Origin of the sequence: Luteolibacter sp. Populi, from assembly GCF_040801775.1 — a bacterium.
GTDB lineage: Bacteria > Verrucomicrobiota > Verrucomicrobiia > Verrucomicrobiales > Akkermansiaceae > Haloferula.
Genome location: NZ_CP161812.1, coordinates 1,123,101 through 1,143,179 on the forward strand (window position 1 = coordinate 1,123,101; position 20,079 = coordinate 1,143,179).

The window sequence follows — 20,079 nt, forward strand, 5'->3', positions numbered from 1 at the left end:
TAAAAAAGTTCCCTTGCGATCACGCGCCGTCAACCGGAGGAGTCTTTGCCTCCTTCCTTGCCTCCCGGCACGGATCACGCTTTCTAGGCAGGCGTGGTACACGTCATCGATCATCCCCTTGTCCAAGCGGAACTCACCGCCCTGCGCTGCCGGAATTGTCCGGGTCCGGAATTCCGCCAGCGCCTGCGCCGGATCACCTCTCTGATGGTCCCGGCGGTGACGGCGGATTTTGAGACCAAGGTGGTGAGTTGCGAGACCCCGCTGGAGATGACGAGCGGAGTCGAAATGACCCGCCGGATCATCCTCGCCCCGGTGCTACGGGCCGGACTGGGCTTTCTGGATGGCTTCTTCGACCTTTTGCCGGGGGCTGCCGTCGCCCACATCGGGCTGGCCCGGAACGAGGAAACCCTCCTTCCCGAGCCTTACTACATCAAGACCCCGCCGATCCTAGCGGAGAGCGAGGTGATCCTGCTCGACCCGATGCTCGCCACCGGCGGCTCCGCCGTGGAAGCGGTGCGACGGCTCATGGATCTCGGCGCGACCCACCTGCGCTTCGCTTGCCTGGTCGCAGCCCCGGAGGGCATCGCGACCTTCGAGGCGGCCTGGCCGGGCATCCCCATCTTCACTGCGGCGATCGACCGCGGCCTGAACGATCGCGGCTACATCCTGCCGGGCTTGGGTGACGCCGGCGACCGCCTCTTCGGCACCGCCTGAAGTTCCAAGTGCCAGGGCGGAAAAGTTCCAAGTTAAAAGGACCAAGTGCCAAGGGTAGCCCCTGGCACCGGGTCGTTGAGACTCTTCCTGCCTTTCTTGGGACTTGGAACTTCTTACTTGGCACTTCACCCCGCTCGGCACTTTTCACCTGAAGTCTGATTTTCCCATTGCCATCCGCACCGGTCCTTCCTAGCTTCCGCGCCCCGCGTAGCAACAGCGGTCCTCTTTCCCATGTCCAAGCACAGCAGTCTCAAGGCAAAAGGTGGCGCAGAAGGCAAGCGCTCCGTGATGAAGCGTTTCGAGCGAGTCAAGCTCATGAAGGAGCGCGGCGTCTGGAAGGAAGGCCGCAGCCCCATCGGTCTGCCGAAGACCAAGGGCGAGGCTTAAGCCTTCCCCTGTCCTGAATTCCCCGCAGGCGCGCAGGTTCCGCAAGGGCCTGCGCCTTTTGCGTTTCTAAGTTCCCACGCCCCACACCGCTTCCATGTCCGAAGGAATCCGCCTCAACAAGTTCCTCGCTTCCTGCGGGGTGGGCTCACGCCGCGCCTGCGACACCCTGGTCCTGGAGGGCCACGTCGAGATCAACGGCAAGCCCTGCCTCAAGCCCGCCCAGCGGGTCGAGCCCGATGACTTCGTGCGTGTCGATGGCAAGCGCGTCCAGACCAAGCAGACCAACACGGTCATGTTCTACAAGCCGCGCGGCTATGTCTGCTCGCGGGAAGACGAACTGGGCCGCGATACGATCTACACGATCCTGCCGGCGATTCTCCAGCACCTCCACCACGTCGGCCGCCTCGACCGTGATTCGGAAGGTCTCCTCATTCTCACCAATGACGGGGACCTTTCGCAAAAGCTGATGCATCCCTCCAAGCTGGTGGAGAAGGAATACATCGTGACCTCAAACCAGCCGGTCCTGAACGAGCACCTCGATCTCTTCATCGCCGGTGTCTACGTCGAAAAGGTGCGGATGAAAGCGAAGTCGGTGCAGCGCATATCCTCGCGGCGCTACCGCATCATTCTCGAAACCGGCCTGAAGCGGCAGATCCGCCAGATGTTCCTGACCCTCGGCTACAAGGTGGAGCGTCTAGTCCGGACCCGCATCGGGAATCTGATCCTCGCCGACTTCCCGGTCGGCGCCTGGCGTCCGCTCGACCCCGTCGAAATCGAGGCCCTGCAGGCAAATCCAAAGGTCCGGCCCGCAGCCAAGAAGGCTGCCAAAAAGACCGCGAAGAAGGCCGCCAAAAAGACGGCCAAATTGGCCCCGGGAACCCTGCCCACCACCCGCCCGAAACGCGGTCCGAAGGAAGGCCGCAAGCGCACCCCGGAATTTGGCAAGACCTCCTCCCGGCCCATCGCGAAAAAGTCCGCCAAGAGGACCCCAAAGCGCAAATTTTGAGTCGCCCCCTGCGAAATTCGCCTTGTAGCTTGCCGCACGTCCGGCAACCCATCCTGCGCTGGAAACCCAAGGGACCATGAGCAACTCCATCGAAAGCCATCTCGTCGAAGATCGCATCTTCAAGCCCGCCAAGGAATTCGCTTCCAAGGCGCGCATCTCCAGCCTCGCCCAATACAAGAAGCTCTGGCAGGAGTCGGTGGACAAGCCGCAGGTCTTCTGGGCCCGCGAAGCCAAGGAACTCTCCTGGCGGCAGCCATGGACCAAGGTCCTCGATTGGAAGGCACCCGATGCCAAGTGGTTCGTCGGCGGCAAGCTCAACGTCTGCGAAAACTGCGTCGACCGCCACGCCGCGGGCCCGCGCAAGAACAAGGCTGCCATCATCTTCGAGGGCGAGCCCGGCGACAAGCGGGTCATCACCTACGGCCAGCTCCAGCGCGAGGTCATGCGCTTCTCCAACGTCCTCCTCGCGAAGGGCGTGAAAGCCAAGGACCGCGTGCTCGTTTACATGCCGATGATCCCGGAAGCGGCCGTCGCCATGCTCGCCTGCGCGCGCATCGGTGCCGTGCACTCGGTGGTCTTCGGCGGCTTCTCTTCGGAGTCGATCGTGGACCGCTTGGAAGACTCCGGCGCGACCCACGTCGTCACCGCCGATGGCGGCTGGCGGCGCGGCAAGATCGTCCCGCTCAAGGACAACGTCGATGAAGCGCTCAAGCGCTACAAGGGCATCAAGTCCGTGATCGTCTTCCAGCGCACCGGCCAGGAGATCGCCATGGAAAAGGGCCGCGATACCTGGTGGCACGAGGAGATCGCCAAGGTCGGAGCAAAGCACGAGCTCAAAGCCTTCGACTCCGAGCATCCGCTCTTCATCCTCTACACCTCCGGCTCGACCGGAAAGCCGAAGGGCATCCTCCACACCAGCGGCGGCTACCTCACCGGCACCTACGTGACCTGCAAGTACGTCTTCGACATGCGCGATGAGGATGTCTACTGGTGCACCGCCGATGTCGGCTGGATCACCGGCCACAGCTACATCGTCTACGGCCCGCTCGCGATGGGCGTGACCCAGGTGATGTATGAAGGTGCACCGAATCAGCCCGACTTCGGCCGCTTCTGGCAGATGATCGAGGAATACGGCGTCTCGATCTTCTACACCGCGCCCACCGCCATCCGCGCCTTCATCAAGGCCGGCGACCACTTCCCCGCGAAGCACGACCTCTCTTCCCTGCGCCTGCTCGGCTCCGTCGGCGAGCCGATCAATCCCGAGGCCTGGATGTGGTATCACGAAAAGATCGGCGGCAGCCGCTGCCCGATCGTCGATACTTGGTGGCAGACCGAGACCGGCGCGATCATGATCACTCCCCTGCCCGGCTGCACGCCTACCAAGCCCGGCACCGCCACCCTGCCCTTCTTCGGGGTCGATGCCGCGATCCTCGATGAGGACGGCAAGGAGTGTAAGCCGAACGAAGGTGGCCGCCTGGTCATCCGCAAGCCCTGGCCCTCGATGACCCGCACCATCTACGGCGACAAAACCCGCTACAAGAAGACCTACTGGTCCGACTACAAGGGCATGTACACCGCCGGCGACGGTGCCCGCCGTGACAAGCAGGGCAACTTCTGGATCGTCGGTCGCCTCGACGATGTGCTCAACGTTTCCGGCCACCGCCTCGGCACCGCCGAGGTCGAGAGCGCCCTCGTCAGCCACCCTGCCGTCGCGGAGTCCGCGGTGGTTGGCCGTCCCGATGACCTCAAAGGGCAGGCAGTTGTCGCTTTCGTGACATTGAAGGGCGGGATCGAGGGCACCCCCGCATTGCAAAAAGAACTGCGCGAGCATGTCGGGAAAGTGATCGGCGCGATCGCCAAGCCGGATGACCTTCACTTCGCTCCCGCCTTGCCAAAAACGCGTTCCGGCAAGATCATGCGCCGTCTGCTGAAGGAACTGGTGACCACCGGAACCGTCAGCGGGAATACCGCCACTCTCGAAGACCACACCGTGATCGCCGCCCTCCAGGAAAAGATCGCCGGTGCCAAATAAGGCATGACCACCACCCGCTACATCTTCGCCCGTTTCGCCCAAGCCTTCGGCGTCAACCGCCGCCAGCGGCGCATGGCCGAGGCTGCCGCCGAGATGCATCTGCTGCGCGAGGCGGAGCAGGTGCTCGGGCAATCGGTGTGGGAACGGGTGGAGGAGGTCGAGGAACTCGGCGTGGAATACTGGAACCTCCGCAAGCTGATCAAGGAGCGCGACGAGATCCGCGGCAAACTCGATGACTGCGAGGCCATCCTCGCCGACGCCCACGAGCAGCGCACAACCCTCCTCGGCGCGAAGTCGGATTCCCAACAGGATCTTGAGATCTTCCGCGGCGAGCTACTCGCCGAACTGGAAAAGCTCTCCCGCGAGCGGGACCTGGTCATCCAGCAGGCCCGCGAAATCCGCCGCATCTACGACGGCCTCAAGATGAAGCTGGAAGTCCTCCAGCGCGAGGGCACCACCGACGCCATCGAGAAGACCAAGGCCCGCATGATCGAGCTGAAGGTCCGCTTCACCGAGCTCAAGCAGGACCGCGACCGCGTCGCCTCCAGCATCGCGGAGGGCGATGCCAAGGTGGACACGATCGACTCCGAATTGGCCGAGGAGCGCCAGAAGCACCGCTCCGAAGCCTCCGTCGCCTTCCAGCAGATCGGCCAAGCGAACCGCGATATCTCTTCGCTCAAGGCCCAGCTCGGCCTGATCGATACCCAGATGCGCCAGCTCTTCAGCGAGATCGGCCGCCACGTCAGCCGCAATGCCTTCGTGAACGAGCAGTGCAAGAGCGCCGCCAAAGGCCAATTCCCGATGATCGACGTCATGCGCGCCCTCCGGCGTTCCGTGGCGATGAATCACCGCTTGGCGGGGATGTGAGTTAGGTCGTGTTGATGAATTTATCTGAGGTATAGGAACGCGGCCGTGAGGTGGACCATCGCGAGGAAGGTGCAGGCATACTTCTCGTAGCGCGTGGCGATTCTCCTGAAGTGCTTGATCCGGTTGAAGAAGCGTTCCACGCGGTTGCGCTGCCGGTAGATCTCCCGATCATACGGGATTGCTTCCTTGCGGTTGGATTTCGGCGGGATCACCGGCTTGATCCCGTCCTCCGCAAGCCGTTCGCGGATTGCGTTGCTGTCGTAGCCTTTGTCCAGGGCGGCGGCCTCCAGCACGTTGTCCTTGTCCAAGCTCGCGAAAAGTTCGCCGAAGTTGCTGCAATCCGCGCTTTGTCCGGGACTCAGGATCAGACCGACGCTGGAGATCTCGTCCACGCATGCGGCGTGGATCTTGGTGGTCAATCCGCCGCGAGAGCGTCCCAGAGCTTGGTCGCCGCCGTTTTTTTGGGTGCCCCGGCGGCATGTTGGTGAGCCCTTACCGAGGTGGAGTCGATGAAGAGGTGGCGGGCATCGGCAAAGACCTCCTCCTGGAGGGATTGCCAAAGCCGCTTCCACACACCCCGCCTCTCCCAAGTGCGGAAGCGGACGTATACGTGATTCCAATGGCCCATCTGCGCCGGGAGGTCGCGCCAGGGGCTGCCGGTCCGTGCAATCCATAAAACCGCTTCTATGAAGTCCCGGTCGGATTGCATCGCGGGAGAGCCGGCAGCCGAGTGCTTGGCTTGTCTAACAAGCGGTTCGAGCTTGTTCCAAATTTCCGCCGTGATCGCCTTCCTTGTTGTTCCGGATGCCATTCCAAGGAATGAAGCGACCATTCAAACAGTCGTACAGATTTAAATTAATCAACACGACCTAGTAGCGCGACTCGGTGAGCCGTGCGGTCCCTCAAAGCCCGCCATCAAGGGTAAGTAGTCCCGCCTTCAGGCGGACGAAGCACCGGGGTGGCTTCCTTCACCACCAAGTCTCCGGAACGGAAGCCGCGCAGCGGCCTTGGACTGCGGTAGCCGGCTCTGCCCGTTAGCCACATTCCCGTGATGCTTCACGGACGGCTCTTTGAGATGCAACGGATTTTTGGACCGGTTGTTGGTTAGTTGGACGGAATGAGTTCGGCCTCGAACCGGGCCGGGGATCGGTAGCCGAGCGAGGAGTGCCTGCGATGGGTGTTGTAGTAGCCCTCGATGAAACTGAAGATTTCGGTCCGGGCGTCCTGTCCGTCAATGAAGCAGCCTCCCTGCAGCATCTCCTTCTTGAGGGTGGCCATGAACGATTCGCTCCACGCGTTGTGGTAGGGGTTGGCCCGTGCCGACATGCTCTGGCAGATGCCGGCCCGGGAGAGCATGGCGCGATATTCGCAGCTTCCGTACTGGCTGCCGCGGTCGCTATGGAAGATCAGGCCCGGGGCCGGACGACGCGAGCCGAGTCCTTGGGCGAGAGCATCGGCAACGAGCCCGGCGCGCATGTGGCGGGCCAGCGACCAGCCGGTGATGCGGCGCGTGCAGAGGTCGATGACCACCGCGAGGTAAAGCCATCCGGAGGCGGTGGGAATGAAGGTGATGTCGCCCGCCCAGACTTGGTCCGGCCGGTCGGGCAGCTCCTTTCCCGCGATGAGGTTGGGCGAGGGTTTGTCGGCCCGGCCGTCGCTGGTCTTCGGCACGAAGGTCTTGGGCTGGATGGCCTTGAGGCCGCGCTCGGCCATGAGCCTGCGGACCCGGGCGGGCGCACAGGTGATGCCGCGCCCGGCAAGCTCGTGCCAGATGCGGCGGTGGCCGTAGCGCCGCCGGTGGCTCTTGAAGATTTCTTCAATCGCATCGCCGGCCGCTTTGTCCGAGCGTTTGGAGGGGGTGGGTGCGGCGGCGTGGTAGTAGCTGCTGCGGGGCAGCTCGAGGACCTCGCAGATCCGGCGGATGCCGTGGCCGGTGGCGCGGTGGATTTCCCCGATCATGGCGCGGAGTCCGGCCGGGGACTGGTCCCGAGGATGACCGCGGCCTTTTTTAAAATGTCATTTTCCTGGCGCAGGCGGGCGAGCTCGCGGCGCAACGCGCGCAGGTCGTCCGCTGCGTCCCCCTCGCCTGCGGCTCGCGGGCCTTCGCTGCCGCCCTGCGCGCGCCTTGCCGCCTGTCTCCAGCCATGGAGGAGGTTGGCGCTCATGCAGAGTTCGCGGGCGATCTCGGTGACGGACCGGCCGGTGTCGGCAAGCGCGACGGCCTGGGCTTTGAATTCCTCGGTATATTGCCTGCGTGGCTTGGGATTCATGGACATGGATTCTGGAGTTTGTTGGTCCAGAAATCCAGCACACCTCACTTCCCCTGGGAGCGCGGAGCCACTGGCCCGCAGAATGGTCCCTCGTTGTCCGCAACACGGAAAGGTAGGCACCCAGGCAACGGCGCTTCCCACGATCATCGCGCACTGTCTAGCGCTGCCAGGGTTGCTTCTGCGGGGCAGAGCCTCCGCGGTCCCGGGCGCTGGCGCGTGAGACGGGACGCGATGGAGGTAACAGCCAGAGCCCGCTGCCGCTTTCGGCAGGCGGCCTGCTGACGTGAAGCACCAGACGACACGGTATTTCCCTTCGTCCCCGTTCCGAGGTTTCCCGCGCCTCCTCTCCGGAGGCACATCGGGAAAGCGCTACCCCTCAAACCTCCACCTTCTTCGGCAAATCCACCGGACCGGTCGCTCCGCTGGATCCGGTCTTCTTCATCCGCTCCAGAAGCCACCCCACCCCGCCCGCGATCATGAACGCGACCATCACGCCGTAGAAGCGCCACAGCGCGCCGACCTTGTCCGCGGAGAAGCCGTAATTGTGCAGGCCCACATTCAGGAAATTCACGTGCCACCATGAGAAGGTCACCACGATGGCGGTGAAGATCCCGCACAGGTGCAGGCCCCACTCCCGGATGTAGCCACCGAGCCGGGCGTGAAGGATCGCCAGCATCCACAGCACGATCATCAGGGCGCCGTTCTCCTTCGGGTCCCAGCCCCAGAAGCGACCCCACGAGTCGTTCGCCCAGATCCCGCCCAGCACCGTGCCGATCAGCGAAAGGCAGAGCGTGAGGCAGACGCAACCGTAGGCGGCGCGGGTCACGGAGCGGCGTAGCGCCAGATCCCCGCCGTCCAGGCCGAGCACCCGCAGGAGCACATAGACCACCGAGATGAAAGCCGTGATCAAGCCGCTGGCGTAGCCCAGGGTGATGGTGATCACGTGCGTGGAGAGCCAGAAGTTCGAGCGCAGCACCGCCACCAGCGGGTCGAGGTGGTCCTTGCCCTCGCTGACCTCGAAGCGCCGCGCCAGCACGATCAGGAAGGCAGCCGTGATCGGCGCGATGCCCAGCGCGAACTTCCGCTTCGACATCCACACCACCAGCAGTGCGAAGGCGACGAAGGCCATATCGATGAAGATGATCGTGTCGTAGAGGTTCCCCACCGGCGGCCTCTGCATGATGATGCAGCGCTTCACGATCGGGACGATGATGGCGATCAGCCCCAGGAACAGCGAGCCGGCCGTAGCCCAATAGCTGATCCGCCCCACCAAGGTTTCCCCGGTGAAGAACATCACGCCGGAGGTCACCGTCGCGATCAGGAAGAAAGCCAGCGCGTAGAGCAGCCAGTTCTTGCGGAAGTAGTCCGCCTCCAGCGGCACCGACCGATATTCGTCGCGGGCGATCGCGCGGTCCACGATGCTCTTCTCAAGCTCCCCGAACTTCACGCGGAAATCCGCCTCGCTGACATCGAGCGCATGGACGGCTTCCTCCAGCGCCAGAACGTCCTTCATCGACTGCTCCGGCTCGGTGTATTGCGGGGTGAAAATCGTGAACATCCGGCCCCCGGCACTGACCCAGGTTTCGATCTTCGGATCGGCAGGCGGGAAAAGCTTGAGACCGAAGTCGGAGGCATTCGCACGCTCCAGGATCAGCTGGTGGATGAGCTGCACCTGGTCGGCCAGCGGCGCGCCGCTCTGCTCGGAGGCGGCCACTTCCGCGCGGATCTTCGGAGCGGCACCCATCGCCGTGCTGACCGGCAGGACCTCCTTGCCCTGCGCCGGACCCATCAGGCCGTGGCGGGCGAAGTCCATGTAGCTGGTGAGATACTGGAAGACCTGTAGCTTGTAGTTCAGCTCGATCGTCTGCGATTCGATCGGCTTGCGATTGTCGGACTCGATCTGTTCGTAAGCGGCAGCCAGTTCCTTCAACTTGTCGCGCCCGGCCGCGAGCTCGTTGTAGCTGTAGCGGTCGCGCTGGCCGCGGGTCGGCAGACCCACCGCCGTCAGCACCTCGGAGTTGTCGAGGCGGAAGGTCGGCAGCTCCTTCGCCAGCTCCGGCCGGAAGATGCAATCCATCATCCAGTCGAGCGGCTTGAGACGCACTTCCTTGCCGCCCACGGCCTTGATGTCCATCGAGCGTGCACCGTGCAGGCTGAGCATCGTGAAGCCGGCATAGGTGCCCAGCGGTTTCACCCGCCCGCCATCCTGCACCGGGAAGAGCGCGGCCTGGTCGAGCGTCTCCTTGTCCCAGGGCTTGTAATTCGGCACCGAGCGCACATCGCCCTCCGGCTGTGAATCCCTCACGGCCATGCCCAGGATCCAGGTCACGGCGATCAGGCCGAGCCCGAAGGCAATCCAGCGTCCGACTTTGGCATTCATATCAGGCTTTGGTGGCGGTGCTGCTCCGTGACCCGCGGGACATGAAGTTCACCATTTTCAAAATGAAGTGCAAACAGAGGCCGAAGCCCGCGAGGTAGATGCTGTACTTCGGCCACTGATCGGCCGGATTCCGCACCACTTCAAACCCGGAAACGATCGCGTCTCCGCCCCGCGAGTTGGCACCGCCGGGCATCGTGTGCTGGTAAGCGGTCCAGCCGCCGTAGCGCATCGGCTGGTTCATCTCCATGAAGACCTTCGATTCGCGCCCCTCCTCGATCCGCATCACGTCGCTCTCGAAATACTTCGGCTTGGTCGTGTGCGGGAAGTTCTCGGTGCGGGCGTCCATCAGCCGCATCTTGAAGGGCAGCGGCCAAATCTGCTTGTCCATCCGGATCGCAAAGGTCCGGTCACCCTGGCGGACGGTGAAGGGCGCCGGCGCCGGTGCGGCCAGACCGTTGAAATCCGCGGGATTGGGCGCAGCCAGAAGGAACAGCTCGCCCTGCTTGCCGTCTTTCTGCACCACGCGGGCATGGATGCCGGGAGTATCCGCGGCGGTCTCGTTGTTCGCGGGAGCGACGAAGAGATACCACTTTTCGACCACCGGCTCGCCCCGTTCCGCGGCCATGCTCGCCTCGGACATCGGCTTGGCATTCTGGACGTAGCGCTCCAGTTGAAGATCGAAGGGCAGCCCGGGCAAGCGGATCAAGCGCGTGGCGTCCGCAGCTTCCAGATCCTTGTAGTGGCGGTCCGCGATGAAATGCACCGGCCCGGCGACCTTGCCGTCCTTCACCTCCAGGATTTCCACCGAGGTCTCCACCTGCGATTGCGCGTAGTCCATCACGGACGGCAGGCCCGGAATGCCGGTCTCGCTCATCATCATCACGCCCCGCTCCTCCTTGAACTGCGCCACCCCGCCGGCGATGATCATGAAGATGATCCCGAAGTGGGCCATCAGCACGCCGATCGTCCGCCAGCCTTTGCGAATGCGGATGATTCCGCCCAGAACGAGATTCACCACCAGTAGCGCGCAGACCCAGAAGCCGCCGGGCAGCGGCGGCAGCCTCTTGTCATGGCCCATCAGGTCATGCTTGAAGATCGCCGCATCCGGGAAGACCCAGAAGTTCTTGTGGCTGAAATACTTCTCCAACGTGGCGTGGAGTCCGGAAACCGTCTGCTCCAGCGTGGCCAGCCAGGTCAGGAGCATCAGGATGACCAGCAGGGTCGTCGCGAGGCCGAATCCCGCGAACACGCCAAAAATGCGCGCCGGGATGGACTTCGGGTTAGTGGAACTCATCAGGACGGCAGGTTACGGAGCACGGGGCGGATCTTATTCACCCCGCTCGCGGAGCGCGGCAGTGAAGGCTTTTAGCTTTTCTTTTTCCGCCATGACTTCCGCAACCGGGCCGGTCATTTTCACGGTGTAAATCTTGCCATCCTTCTCGGCGATGATGCCGTAGAGCCCCTGCCCGGTCTTGGCGGGCTGTCCCATGCCGGCGCTGTAGTCGCCTTCGGCCGCGACCCACAGGCCGGGGATGCCGACCATCGTGCCCTGCTCGAGCTTCGCGATCTGGGCATCGGCGAGCGGATCCTTGTCGAATTGGCGGAGCCAGCGGTTGACGTTGTCCGCCATCCCGCCAGCGGCAACGCCCACTGCGACGTCCCCGCCCGTGCCGAAACGGTAGCTCAACACCCGGAATTGCGAGGCCGGCTGCTCGGTCCAGCCCTCGGGGATCATTCCAGCGACGATCTTGCTGCTGCCCGGCTTCTCGAAGCGCTGGGTGCTGCTGGCGTCCAGCTTCACATCCTCGTCCCGCATCGTCACGGGCCGGGTTTGATCGACCGTTTCTTCGGATTTGCGGCAGGCCGGCAGCAGAAGCGCCAAGCCAAGGCACGCGGAGATTCCCCGGATTTTCATCGCGCCGCCGATACCCCCCCCTTCGGCGACGTGCAAGGGCATTCAGGGAAGAAATCATCAATCACCAATCTTTCAATCATCAATCGAAGTGGCGCTGCGCGGAAGAGGAAGGGCGCTGGCGCGTGAAGGTGGTCCGCACAGTCCTCTGTGCGGTCGAAGCTACCCTTATCGCGCGCCTCACCCTGGGGCCCCTCGGGTGGATGCCCCCGCCAGAACTGCTTCGACCGCACAGAGGACTGTGCGGACCACCTCTTCCCGCGCAGCGGCAGACCGATTGATGATTGGAAGATTGATGATTGGTGATTTCCGTCCACCTTCCCCGCACGTGAGCGAAATCCGCTATTTCAACCGCCATACCGGCCGCGAGGAGACCGAACAGGTCTACGGTGAGGGCTTCCTGAAATTCTCCTACGGCAATCCGCTTGGCGCGCTGCCGCTCCACGCGATGGTCAAGCGCGGCGGCTTCTCGCGCTGGTACGGCCGCCGCATGGATAGCCCCGCCACCAAGGCCAAGGTCGCCCCCTTCATCGCCCAATACGGCTTGGACGCCGCCGAATTCGCGGACCCCGCCGACAGCTACGCCAGCTTCAACGAATTCTTCTACCGCAAGCTCAAGCCGGAAGCCCGCCCGATCGCCGGGAGCGCCGCGGTCTTCCCCGCCGACGGTCGCCACCTCGGCTTCCAGAAGGCCAGCGAGATCGCCGGGGTCTTCGTGAAGGGCCAGCTCTGGGATCTCCCGCGCCTGTTAGACGATGCCGCGCTGGCAGCGAAGTATGCGAATGGCTCGCTCATTCTCTCCCGCCTCTGCCCGGTGGACTACCACCGCTTCCACTTCCCCGCCGCCGGCACTCCCGGTCCGGTCAAAGCCATCGCCGGCCCGCTCTTCTCCGTCTCCCCCATCGCCCTGCGCCGCCGCCTTTCCTACCTCTGGGAGAACAAGCGCACCCTCACCAAGCTGGAGACACCCGACCTCGGCACCGTCCTTCTGTTAGAGATCGGCGCGACCTGCGTCGGCACCATCCACCAGACCTTCACCCCGGGCCAACCGGTCGAGAAGGGCGCGGAGAAAGGCTACTTCGCCTTCGGAGGATCCTCGACCATCACCATTTTCGAGCCCGGCGCGGTGAAGCTGGCCGCGGACCTCGTGGAATGCTCGGCCCGCCAGGTCGAACTCTACGCGAAGGTCGGCACGGCAATGGCAGAGCGGGGGGCTTAGAACACCCCCTGGGTCAGGGCGTGAATCAGGGAGAAGACAAGAATCACCACAGACACGCACTCGATCCAGAGTGCCACGGCCACGAGGGTGCGAATAAGATTCCATCGCTCGCGCCTCCGTCGGGCGAAGCGGTGGGCAACCCATCCTGCAAAGGGGGCAAGCAGGGCCATGAGCAGCGCAGCTCCTCCGATCAGCTGGTTCTGACGAACGATGGCACAGACGAAGATTCCTACCGGCATCGCCCCCGCGCAAGCACAGGCTACCAGTGTGAACAGCGGCGGAGACCCGGGATATTCGGCCTCGAGCCAATCGCCGGAAGGGATCGCTTCTGCTCCCGTCATCGGCTCGGTCCAGGCCCACAGTTTCACGTTCCGGCCTGATTCCGGGACATTGTTGGGATACACTGTCGCCGTCATCAGGCGGCAGGGGCGTCCGTCCACGGCCTCGCCCACCAGCCCCTCATATTCACGGAATGCTTCCAGTTCGAGCCCGTCGGTTCTGAACAGATCGCCGCGGACCCAGGTTTCCGCCTCCGGTTCCACGACCAGCACCGGAAGCCCGCCTACCTTCAGAAGCCGTCCGCGGATCATCGCCTGCGAGATGCAAGCGACCCCTTTCATCCGCGCCTCATTCGATGCGGATCTACGGTAGGTGCCGTAGACAAACACCAGCTCGGCGGGTCGATCAGGAAGAGGATCAGGCATGCGGGATGCGCCAGTTCACCACGACCGCGCCCCAAAGGGAAGGAGCCTGCCGGAGCTTCAGGCGGAAAATGGCTGAGCAGGATACTTAGAGCCAATGACGGATATAAGCGTTCACCACCGCAACCACCGCCATCAATGCCGGCACGGTCTCGACGACAAGCGCCAGCGCCGCGAGAATGAGCAGGAGTTCCCAGCGTTCGCGGCGCCGCCGGGCGAATCGAATCGCAAACCACCCCGCGAAGGGTGCGACCATCGCCATCAGCAGGGAGAGCCCGCCCATCCCGCTCGTTCGCAGGGCGTAGCCGGCCATCAGGCCCAGCGGCATGACTCCCGCGCAGGCACAGGCGACCAGTGTGAACAAGGGCGGCGACTTCGGGCACTCATGATCAAGCCAGTCTCCGGAAGGAATCCACTCGGCATTCTCGACTGGTCCGGTCCACTCCCAAAGCCGCACATCCCAGCCCCATTCCGCGCTCGGATAGGGATGAACCTTGACCTCGGCCACCCGGCAATCCCTCCCTCCACCGCTTCTCCTGCCAGGCCCTCATATTCATGGAAAGCCTGGAGCTGGAGGCCATCGGCACGGAACACATCTCCCCACACCCAAGTCTCTCCCCCCGGCTCCAAAACCAGCGCAGGAAACCAGCCGATCTTAAGCAAGCGGCCGCGAAGCATCGCCTTGGAGACGAAAACGGCACCCTTCATCCGCGCCCCATTCGAGGCCGACCTACAGTAAGTCCCGTAGACGAAGACCAGCTCGCCGGGTGGATCAGAAAGAGGTTTCGGCATGCTGGACGAGCAATTTCACCACGATCCCCGCTGGAAGGAAAGTAGTCCGCTCGGTTCCTGAGCGGAAGACGTCTTCCCGCTACCTCGAAACCGCCACCAGCACCATCATCCCCGCCACGATCAGCATGCTCACCGAAAGCCCGATGCAATGCCACCGTAGCCCCACCAATCCCTCACCGCGCCGCCCTCCGACGATAGCGGCTCCCAAACCTAACAAAGGCCCGCCCGCAGCGCAGGCCACGGCCGCGATCGCCCATTCCCGATGGCGGCCAACCCCGGCCATCCCCAGGAACAAAGCAAGTTGCGCGCCCATTCCGCAGCCGACCAGCACGGCAGCCAGCAACGTGAAAACCGGCCGCAGCTTTCCCAGCGTGTGCTCGATCCAATCGCCGGACGGAATCCGCCGGCTCTCATCCACAGGCCCCGTCCACTCGTAGGCCCAGACCAGCGCCGCATCGTTCATGGTGGGCGTCTCGATGATGCACTCGACTTTCAAGCGGCGGTATTCGCTCCCCTCCACTTCCCCTGCCGACAGCCCCTCGAATGCATCCAAGGCCAGCATCTGCTCCGGCTTCACGCGGAACACGTCGCCGGTGACCAACTCCCTGCCGCCGCGCACCAGCCCCGGATACCAGGTGATGGTATAAAGCTTCCCCACCACCATTCCCCGCCCCACGAACTTCGCGCCCTTCAACCGGAAGCCGTTCGACCCTCGGCGACGCAGCGTGCCGTAGACAAAGACCAATCCGTCGCTAGCCGCGTCCGTCGTCGGGAGCATATCGAAATTCTGGGAGGAAACCGGAGCGCACCAAGCACGATTCCGACCAAGCTGGCGAGCAAGGGATGTGTCAGGGACCAAGATGGTGCTTGAAGTGCGGCATCGTGTCGCTTCACGGACGGCTCTTCCCCTGGGAGCGCGGAGCCACCCGGCCCGCAGAATGGTCCCTTGGTGCGGTGGGCACGAAAAAGTAGGCAGCCGGGCGACGGCGCTTTCCACTAACGCCGCGCGATGGGTGGCGTTCTTAGGGACCATTCTGCGGCCCGGGTGCCTCCGCGCTCCCAGGCGCTGACGCGTCAGACGGGACACGGGAAGAACCCTTTCCGCGCCGAAAGTCCAGGATCGCCTTCCACGATGCCGGCCAGACGCATGAAGGACCTACGCTCCTCACTGGTGCGAGCCTTCTCCAATTGCTCCCGGACTATCTGAGCTTGGGACACTCCCGCCCTGGCTGCGGACTTTTCCAGCCACTCCGCCAGTTCCCGGGACAGGCGAACGGTCAGTGTCCGACTCATAAGGCAAAGGCGCAGTCACTTCGCAACCTCACGGCAAGCCCGCTCACACCCGATACCCCACCTCGTCATCGAGGAAGAGCTTCAGCGCATCCAAGCCCTCTTCCAGCTCCGCGGAAATCGGGATCACGCGCACCTTCGGGAAGCGCTGCTCCAAGTTCTTCAGATTCTCCGCGGCACCTTCCAGGTCCATCTTGTTGGCGATGATGATCCACGGGAAACGGGCGAGTTCCTCGTCGTACTCGCTGATCTCGGTGCGCAGGATCTGCAGGTCGGAGATCGGGTCGCGGCCTTCGCTGCCGGCGATGTCCACCACGAAAAGCAGCACGCGGCAGCGGGTGATGTGGCGCAGGAACTCGTGACCGAGGCCGCGGTTGTCGTGCGCGCCTTCGATCAGGCCGGGGATGTCCGCGACGGTGCAGCGCCGGAAGCCGCCGAACTCGACCACGCCGACGCTCGGCTGGAGGGTGGTGAAGGGATAGGCCGCCACCTTCGGCTGCGCATGGGAAAGCTTGCCCAGCAGCGTGGACTTGCCGGCATTCGGAAAGCCGACCAGACCGGCATCGGCGATGCGGCGGAGCTCGAGGTAGTAGACGCCGAATTCGCCTTCTTCACCGGGGGTCGATTCGGTCGGAACGCGGTGGGTGGGTGTGGCGAAATTCGAATTGCCCAAGCCGCCCTTGCCGCCCCGGCAGAGGACGAATTGCTGGCCGTATTCGACCAGGTCGGCCACGGGATCGAGGTCGATGCCCTCATCGCCGCGCTCGAATTCCACGGCCTCTTGGACCGTGGTAGCACTGCTGCGGTAGACGACCGTCCCGGGCGGGACCTTGGCGATGACGACCGGGCCACCCTTGCCGGTCTTTCGGACGCCGGCACCGTTGGCACCCCTTTTGGCGATCAGCTTCGGGTCGTAGTGGAATTGCCGGAGATTGTCGGTGGACGGGTCCACGATCAGGACCACATCGCCGCCCTTCCCGCCATCGCCGCCATCCGGCCCGCCGCGCGGCACGTACTTTTCCCGGCGGAAGGAGACAGCTCCGTTCCCGCCGTCGCCGGCCTTGGCGTAGATGCGGATGTGGTCGATGAACATGGGGCGCGGAGCGTCAGGGGTAGGACCGGGGGCGTCAACGGGAAAGGAACATGACAGAACGGGCTGCCGGGAAGCAACCTCTTCTGCCTACACCCGCGCTTCCAGCCATTTCCCGCGGAAATGGACCCAGGCGAAGACGAGGGCCTGGGTGAAGAGGTCGAGCGAGAAGACGACCCAGACCACGCGCAGATCGAACCACGGGGCTTCCTTGAACCACCACAGGACGCCGATGCGGTAGAAGATCATGCTGCCGAAGGACCACTGCATCACGATGTTCGTGGCCCCGGCACCGCGCATGGAGGTTTTCAGGATGATGCAGGTGGCGAAGAAGGGCTGGGCGGCGGCGCAGATCAGGACCAGCGGGGAGGCCAGTTTTTGCAGCTCCGGACTGTCCGGAGCCATGAAGGCGATCAGGGTGTCCCGCCCGAAGATGAAGGTGATGCCCATGCAGCCCATCAGCACGGCGGCGATCTTCCAGCACAGGCGCACCGAGCGGACGGCCATTTCCTTCGAACCCGCACCGAGGTATTGCCCGACGAGAGCGGCCCCGGCGGTGGCGATTGCCCAGCCGGGCAGGAAGCTCATCGACTCCACCCGGATCGCCAGGATGTGCGCGCCGAGATTCCCCGCTCCCGGCAGGTCGGCGATGACGTGCATGCCGTAGGCGTGGATGGCCCACATGCAGCCGATCTCCAGCGATTGCGGCGCTCCGACGCGGAGGATGCGGGCCATCGTCTCCCAGTGCGGGAGCAGGGCAGCCTTGGTCCAGGCCAGCACCCCGCTGGGGCGGGCCAGGAGCAGGGAAACGGTGAGCAGCCCGGCGATCCAGCCGCAGAGGGTGCCGGTGGCGATACCGGCGACGCCATGGCCCCCGAACGGTGCGGGACCGAGTGCCAGCAGGCTGCTGACGATCATGTTCACCACATTCACCACGCACATGCCGATGAATGGCGTGCGGGTGTCCCCCGCCCCGCGCAGGGCGGCATTGATGGCGAACATGATGCCGCTGAAGGGACCCGAGATCGCGAGGATGCGCAGGAAACTCTCCGCATGCACGCCGGCCTCCGGGGTCAGCCCGACGGCCCGGATCAGGGAGGGAATGCCGAGTTGCAGGATTAGCAGCGACAAGATCCCGGCACCGAAGCCGAGCCACACCCCCTGCCCCAGGCCGCGCCGGGCCAGCAGCGGGTCCTGCGCGCCGATCGACCGCGAAACCAAGGCCATGACCCCGGTGGCGACGGCTCCCTGGAGGATATTGAAGAACCAAGCGACGTAACCGCCCAGGCCCATCGCATCGAGGATGGCGATGCGGTCGTGGGATCCGCCGATGCGGCCGGAGATGATCAGGTCGGTGAAGCCGACGCAGAAGGCCAGCACCTGCTCCAGCAAGGGCCAGACGGCCAACACCCAGATCTGGCCGCCGAGGGAAAGGCTGCCCAGACGGCTGGCAAGCCTGACTTCTGGAACCGCACGCTGGCTCGCTTCCGCACTTAATCCCGGTTTCGCCATGCGCGCGGCGAGCGGTAGCCGGTCGCTCCGGGAATATCAACCGTGGCGCTCAAGGCGATTTTGTAAGCGTCGTTTCGGTTCGTTCCGGCGCGCCCAAGGAGATTCTTCCTGAATTCAATGCCTTCTCCGATCCATAAGCCCCCTTACCCCCATGCGGCTTTCAAAGAAGCAGCGTGAGGAATGAGGGGGCATCGCCCAGGACCGTATTGACCGCCCGGTCCATCTTTTAAAGGCGGAGTGTATCCGTCCGTGCTGTTGCAATGGTGCCGGAGCTTGGAACCACCCGGGAGCCGCAGAAGAAGGGCTGCCGGACCGGAGGGGCTGGAGAGCCCGTCGGGACTTCCAAGGATTAGCAGAAATCGGGGGTCTCGTCAATCGGGAGGAGTGTTCGGAAGAGCAGCTTCACGGGCGACACACGAAGTCGTGGTTACGCCTAGCGGGACCCCGCCCGGTGCTTCTTGAAGATGGCGAGGGTGCGGTCGCGCTCGGTGGAGTGATCGACGCAGGGCAGCGGGTAGCCTTTCACGAGCGGCTTGCCGTCGGGGGGCGGGGCGAAGAGTTGGGCGGCGGGCAGGTCCTTCAGTTCCGGCAACCAGCGCTTGATGTAGAGGGCCTGCGGGTCGTGGCGCTTGGCCTGGGTCCAGGGATTCTGGATGCGGAAGTAGGGCGCGGCGTCGGCGCCGGTGCCGGCGCTCCACTGCCAGCCGCCGTTGTTGGAAGCGATCTCGCCATCGAGGAGATGCTGCATGAAGAACTGCTCCCCGAGCCGCCAATCGATGTGCAAGTCCTTGGTCAGGAACATGGCGGTGATCATCCGCAGGCGGTTGTGCATGAAGCCGGTGGCCAGAAGCTCGCGCATCCCGGCATCGATGATTGGGAAGCCGGTGCGGCCCTCCTTCCACGCCTCGAAGTTCGCGCCCGGTTCCTCCCACCACAGGCCGCGCCAGTCGGGGCTGAATTCCTCATGCAGCACATTCGGGTAGTGCCAGAGGATGGCCATGTAGAACTCCCTCCAGGCCAGTTCCTTGATGAAGGTATCGACCCCCTCCCCGGCCGTCTTCGAGCAGCTGGTGGCGCGGGCCTGCATGGCCTTGGCGTAAATGGTCCGCGGGGAAAGCAGGCCGAAGCGGAGGTCCTGCGAAAGGCGCGAGGTGCCCGCTTCCGCCGGGGTGTCCCGGGTCAGCTGGTAGTGCTGGACCCGCCCGCCGATGGCGGTCTTCAGGCGCTCGTGGGCGGCCCGTTCCCCGGCCTCGACCCAGTCGGTGCCCTCTGGCTCCGGAAGGCTCCAATGGGCATTGGTCGGGAGGCCCAAGGACTTGACATCCTGCGGGCTATGGAGATTTCCCGGCTTCGGCAGCGGCTCGGGCTTGGGGAGATTCAGCCAGTTCCGGCTATAGGGAGTGAAGACCCGGTAAGGCTTACCCTCTTGGGTCAGCGCTTCCTCCGGACCATGAAGGGTGACGTCGTGGAAGCCGCGGCATTCGATCCCCAAGCTCTTGGCCATGGCCTCGACCTTCGCCTCCACCTCCCGCCCGAAAGGGTCGGGATCACGATTGAAATACAGCGACTTGGCCCCCGTTTCGGCGATCAGCTTCGCCAGTTCTTCAGGAGCGCTACCGCTGCGGATGACCAAGCGGCCACCGATCGTTTCCAGATTCTTCGCCAAGGACGCGATGCAGCCGCACAGGAAAGACTGCCGTTTCGGCCCTGTCCAGAGGTGGCTGCCCTTCCAATCGCTGAGGATATAAACCGGCAAAACCGCCCCGGAACCGGAGGCGGCGTGGTGAAGGGAGGCGTGGTGAAGGGAGGGATTGTCGAGAATCCGGAGATCCCGGCGGAACCAGTGGATCGCGAGACTACGGGAGGGCGCCATGCAGGACTAACAAAGCCCTCCATCCGCCATTCGC

Annotated in this window: 19 protein-coding genes and 1 pseudogene; 6 read left to right on the forward strand and 14 right to left on the reverse strand. The window is 64.0% G+C overall.

Features of this window, described 5'->3' with window-relative positions:
- Window positions 1-93 precede the first annotated feature (93 nt).
- From upp to ABWK72_RS04315, 5 genes are all read left to right on the forward strand, one after another.
- Window positions 94-714, forward strand: a complete 621-nt coding sequence (upp, locus tag ABWK72_RS04295) for a uracil phosphoribosyltransferase (RefSeq protein WP_367873558.1) — start codon at window positions 94-96, stop codon at window positions 712-714.
- 231 nt (window positions 715-945) lie between these two features.
- Complete coding sequence (locus tag ABWK72_RS04300; RefSeq protein WP_075091045.1) at window positions 946-1,101, forward strand: small basic protein; 156 nt, start codon at window positions 946-948, stop codon at window positions 1,099-1,101.
- A 94-nt stretch (window positions 1,102-1,195) separates the two neighbouring features.
- Window positions 1,196-2,107 (forward strand): pseudouridine synthase, encoded by a 912-nt coding sequence (locus tag ABWK72_RS04305; protein ID WP_367873559.1) that lies wholly within the window; start codon window positions 1,196-1,198, stop codon window positions 2,105-2,107.
- A 76-nt stretch (window positions 2,108-2,183) separates the two neighbouring features.
- Window positions 2,184-4,139 (forward strand): acetate--CoA ligase, encoded by a 1,956-nt coding sequence (gene acs / locus ABWK72_RS04310; protein ID WP_367873560.1) that lies wholly within the window; start codon window positions 2,184-2,186, stop codon window positions 4,137-4,139.
- A gap of 3 nt (window positions 4,140-4,142) precedes the next feature.
- A complete protein-coding gene (locus ABWK72_RS04315) occupies window positions 4,143-5,006 on the forward strand; it encodes a hypothetical protein (RefSeq protein WP_367873561.1) in 864 nt (287 codons plus the stop codon).
- Between the two features lie 20 nt (window positions 5,007-5,026).
- Here the strand turns inward: ABWK72_RS04315 and ABWK72_RS04320 are convergent.
- The 6 genes from ABWK72_RS04320 to ABWK72_RS04345 all read right to left on the reverse strand — a co-directional run bounded on the left by ABWK72_RS04320 (window position 5,027) and on the right by ABWK72_RS04345 (window position 11,613).
- A protein-coding gene (locus ABWK72_RS04320) for an IS5 family transposase (protein ID WP_367871095.1) occupies window positions 5,027-5,817 on the reverse strand; the annotation gives its coding sequence in 2 pieces (ribosomal slippage) (window positions 5,027-5,461 and window positions 5,464-5,817; 789 coding nt in all).
- Between the two features lie 293 nt (window positions 5,818-6,110).
- Complete coding sequence (locus ABWK72_RS04325) at window positions 6,111-6,965, reverse strand: IS3 family transposase (protein WP_367872265.1); 855 nt, start codon at window positions 6,963-6,965, stop codon at window positions 6,111-6,113.
- Window positions 6,962-7,276, reverse strand: a complete 315-nt coding sequence (locus ABWK72_RS04330; RefSeq protein WP_367871810.1) for a transposase — start codon at window positions 7,274-7,276, stop codon at window positions 6,962-6,964. The genes ABWK72_RS04325 and ABWK72_RS04330 overlap by 4 nt, the downstream gene beginning before the upstream one ends.
- 376 nt (window positions 7,277-7,652) lie before the next feature.
- Complete coding sequence (locus ABWK72_RS04335; protein ID WP_367873562.1) at window positions 7,653-9,656, reverse strand: cytochrome c biogenesis protein; 2,004 nt, start codon at window positions 9,654-9,656, stop codon at window positions 7,653-7,655.
- Between the two features lies 1 nt (window position 9,657).
- A complete protein-coding gene (locus ABWK72_RS04340; protein ID WP_367873563.1) occupies window positions 9,658-10,950 on the reverse strand; it encodes a cytochrome c biogenesis protein ResB in 1,293 nt (430 codons plus the stop codon).
- Between the two features lie 33 nt (window positions 10,951-10,983).
- Window positions 10,984-11,613 carry a hypothetical protein gene (locus ABWK72_RS04345; RefSeq protein WP_367873564.1) on the reverse strand — a complete coding sequence of 210 codons (630 nt, stop codon included), beginning with the start codon at window positions 11,611-11,613 and terminating at the stop codon, window positions 10,984-10,986.
- Window positions 11,614-11,896: 283 nt separating this feature from the next.
- Here ABWK72_RS04345 and ABWK72_RS04350 point away from each other — a divergent pair, with 283 nt between their 5' ends.
- Window positions 11,897-12,787: a phosphatidylserine decarboxylase gene (locus tag ABWK72_RS04350; protein ID WP_367873565.1), complete on the forward strand. Its 891-nt coding sequence runs from the start codon at window positions 11,897-11,899 to the stop codon at window positions 12,785-12,787.
- Here ABWK72_RS04350 and ABWK72_RS04355 read toward each other — a convergent pair.
- The 8 genes and pseudogenes from ABWK72_RS04355 to ABWK72_RS04390 form a co-directional block, all read right to left on the reverse strand.
- Entirely contained in the window at window positions 12,784-13,491 is a 708-nt protein-coding gene (locus ABWK72_RS04355) for a gamma-glutamylcyclotransferase (RefSeq protein ID WP_367873566.1), read from the reverse strand. The genes ABWK72_RS04350 and ABWK72_RS04355 overlap by 4 nt on opposite strands.
- An 85-nt stretch (window positions 13,492-13,576) precedes the next feature.
- A complete protein-coding gene (locus ABWK72_RS04360) occupies window positions 13,577-13,996 on the reverse strand; it encodes a hypothetical protein (protein ID WP_367875388.1) in 420 nt (139 codons plus the stop codon).
- 47 nt (window positions 13,997-14,043) lie between these two features.
- A pseudogene (locus ABWK72_RS04365) lies at window positions 14,044-14,280 on the reverse strand (gamma-glutamylcyclotransferase); the annotation flags it as partial.
- 79 nt (window positions 14,281-14,359) lie between these two features.
- Window positions 14,360-15,058, reverse strand: a complete 699-nt coding sequence (locus ABWK72_RS04370) for a gamma-glutamylcyclotransferase (RefSeq protein ID WP_367873567.1) — start codon at window positions 15,056-15,058, stop codon at window positions 14,360-14,362.
- A gap of 296 nt (window positions 15,059-15,354) precedes the next feature.
- Window positions 15,355-15,573 carry a ribbon-helix-helix protein, CopG family gene (locus ABWK72_RS04375; RefSeq protein ID WP_367873568.1) on the reverse strand — a complete coding sequence of 73 codons (219 nt, stop codon included), beginning with the start codon at window positions 15,571-15,573 and terminating at the stop codon, window positions 15,355-15,357.
- Window positions 15,574-15,616: 43 nt separating this feature from the next.
- Window positions 15,617-16,663 carry a GTPase ObgE gene (gene obgE / locus ABWK72_RS04380; RefSeq protein WP_367873569.1) on the reverse strand — a complete coding sequence of 349 codons (1,047 nt, stop codon included), beginning with the start codon at window positions 16,661-16,663 and terminating at the stop codon, window positions 15,617-15,619.
- Window positions 16,664-16,750: 87 nt separating this feature from the next.
- On the reverse strand, window positions 16,751-18,172 hold the full coding sequence (locus tag ABWK72_RS04385; RefSeq protein ID WP_367873570.1) for an MATE family efflux transporter: 1,422 nt from the start codon (window positions 18,170-18,172) through the stop codon (window positions 16,751-16,753).
- A 433-nt stretch (window positions 18,173-18,605) separates the two neighbouring features.
- Window positions 18,606-20,045 carry a deoxyribodipyrimidine photo-lyase gene (locus ABWK72_RS04390; protein WP_367873571.1) on the reverse strand — a complete coding sequence of 480 codons (1,440 nt, stop codon included), beginning with the start codon at window positions 20,043-20,045 and terminating at the stop codon, window positions 18,606-18,608.
- Between the last annotated feature and the right edge of the window lie 34 nt (window positions 20,046-20,079).

Coding starts and splice junctions, on each gene's coding strand:
- ABWK72_RS04370 (WP_367873567.1), bottom strand. CDS start 15,058: ATGCTCCCGACGACGGACGCGGCTAGCGACGGATTGGTCTTTGTCTAC.
- ABWK72_RS04330 (WP_367871810.1), bottom strand. CDS start 7,276: ATGAATCCCAAGCCACGCAGGCAATATACCGAGGAATTCAAAGCCCAG.
- ABWK72_RS04385 (WP_367873570.1), bottom strand. CDS start 18,172: ATGGCGAAACCGGGATTAAGTGCGGAAGCGAGCCAGCGTGCGGTTCCA.
- ABWK72_RS04340 (WP_367873563.1), bottom strand. CDS start 10,950: ATGAGTTCCACTAACCCGAAGTCCATCCCGGCGCGCATTTTTGGCGTG.
- ABWK72_RS04335 (WP_367873562.1), bottom strand. CDS start 9,656: ATGAATGCCAAAGTCGGACGCTGGATTGCCTTCGGGCTCGGCCTGATC.
- ABWK72_RS04375 (WP_367873568.1), bottom strand. CDS start 15,573: ATGAGTCGGACACTGACCGTTCGCCTGTCCCGGGAACTGGCGGAGTGG.
- obgE (WP_367873569.1), bottom strand. CDS start 16,663: ATGTTCATCGACCACATCCGCATCTACGCCAAGGCCGGCGACGGCGGG.
- ABWK72_RS04325 (WP_367872265.1), bottom strand. CDS start 6,965: ATGATCGGGGAAATCCACCGCGCCACCGGCCACGGCATCCGCCGGATC.
- ABWK72_RS04305 (WP_367873559.1), top strand. CDS start 1,196: ATGTCCGAAGGAATCCGCCTCAACAAGTTCCTCGCTTCCTGCGGGGTG.
- ABWK72_RS04300 (WP_075091045.1), top strand. CDS start 946: ATGTCCAAGCACAGCAGTCTCAAGGCAAAAGGTGGCGCAGAAGGCAAG.
- ABWK72_RS04315 (WP_367873561.1), top strand. CDS start 4,143: ATGACCACCACCCGCTACATCTTCGCCCGTTTCGCCCAAGCCTTCGGC.
- ABWK72_RS04345 (WP_367873564.1), bottom strand. CDS start 11,613: ATGCCCTTGCACGTCGCCGAAGGGGGGGGTATCGGCGGCGCGATGAAA.
- ABWK72_RS04390 (WP_367873571.1), bottom strand. CDS start 20,045: ATGGCGCCCTCCCGTAGTCTCGCGATCCACTGGTTCCGCCGGGATCTC.
- ABWK72_RS04355 (WP_367873566.1), bottom strand. CDS start 13,491: ATGCCTGATCCTCTTCCTGATCGACCCGCCGAGCTGGTGTTTGTCTAC.
- acs (WP_367873560.1), top strand. CDS start 2,184: ATGAGCAACTCCATCGAAAGCCATCTCGTCGAAGATCGCATCTTCAAG.